The sequence below is a fragment of the Dactylosporangium sp. NPDC051485 genome, from assembly GCF_040682015.1.
Lineage (GTDB): Bacteria > Actinomycetota > Actinomycetes > Mycobacteriales > Micromonosporaceae > Dactylosporangium.
Genome location: NZ_JBFAZW010000259.1, coordinates 1 through 1,029, shown reverse-complemented (window position 1 = coordinate 1,029; position 1,029 = coordinate 1). Strand labels below are relative to the sequence as shown.

Here is a 1,029-nt window from a genome sequence, read left to right as displayed (position 1 = left end):
GGTTCCCCTCTAGGTCAAGGGGTCTTCGCAAGATTCTTCCGGGTTGTTCTAGCCTTGTTGGTGGCGGGTCCGGGCTGTGACTTGTCCGAAGTGGCGGCTGTCGGGATTGGGCCGTCCGCGCTGGATTGCAGAGTCGCTCCCGATTGTCCTCCCGGGCCCGTCCTGCCGCTGCGGGCGCGTTCGTCTGCTGGGCGTTTGGTGTCGCGGAGCATCTGTTTGTAGACGATGTCGGACAGGTGTCGTTTGAGCGCGCGGAGGGCTTCCATGGTGGTCTTGCCCTCGGCCTGGCGGCGTCGGTAGTAGGCGCGGCCGGGGGTGTCGTGGCGGAGTTGGACGATGGCCATGATGTGCAGGACGCGGTTGATGCGCCGGTTGCCCAGGCGGGACAGTCGGTGGCGGTGCTGGTCGCCGGAGGATGCCTCGAGCGGGGCGGTGCCGTTCCAGGACGCGAAGTGCGCGGCGGTGCGGAAGCGTCGGATGTCGGTGATGTCGCCCAGCAGCCGGGCCGCGCCGGATGGGCCGATGCCGTTGAGGTCGGTCAGTGAGCTACCGGCAGTGGCAAGCCGGTGCCGCAGCCGGGCGTCCGCTTCCTTGATTTTGGCGTCGATGGTGGTCAGCTCGTCGATGAGCTCGCGGGCCAGGTCGTGGCGGGTCTGGGCGACGATGCCCGCCGGTGGCGGCGCGGTGCGCAGCAGGTAGCTGGCCTGGCCGCGGGTGAGGAACTTCTTGGCCCCGCCGGGGACCAGCTCGAGCAGCAGGTGGTGGATGCGGCTGACGACCTCAGTGCGGGCCCGGCCGAGTTCGTCACGCCGGTCGACGAGCAGCCGCAGCACGACGGTGTGGTCGTCGGCGGCCACCGTGCGCAGGCCCGGGGTGCGCAGGCCGGCCACGGCCACGCTGTGCGCGTCAACCGGGTCGGTCTTGCGGCCCTGACCGGTGTCGAACACCCGGACCCGGGCGGACAGTTTCGCGGGCACGTCGATGACCGTTTCACCGTCGGCAACCAGCCGCTGGGCGATGTGCCGGCCG

General features: G+C 70.1%; 1 protein-coding gene. It reads right to left on the bottom strand.

Annotated features, from left to right (window positions below; genetic code table 11):
* Positions 1-14: 14 nt before the first annotated feature.
* On the bottom strand, positions 15-1,029 hold a 1,015-nt coding region (locus AB0M46_RS51390), incomplete at its 5' end, for a transposase (RefSeq protein ID WP_363349088.1).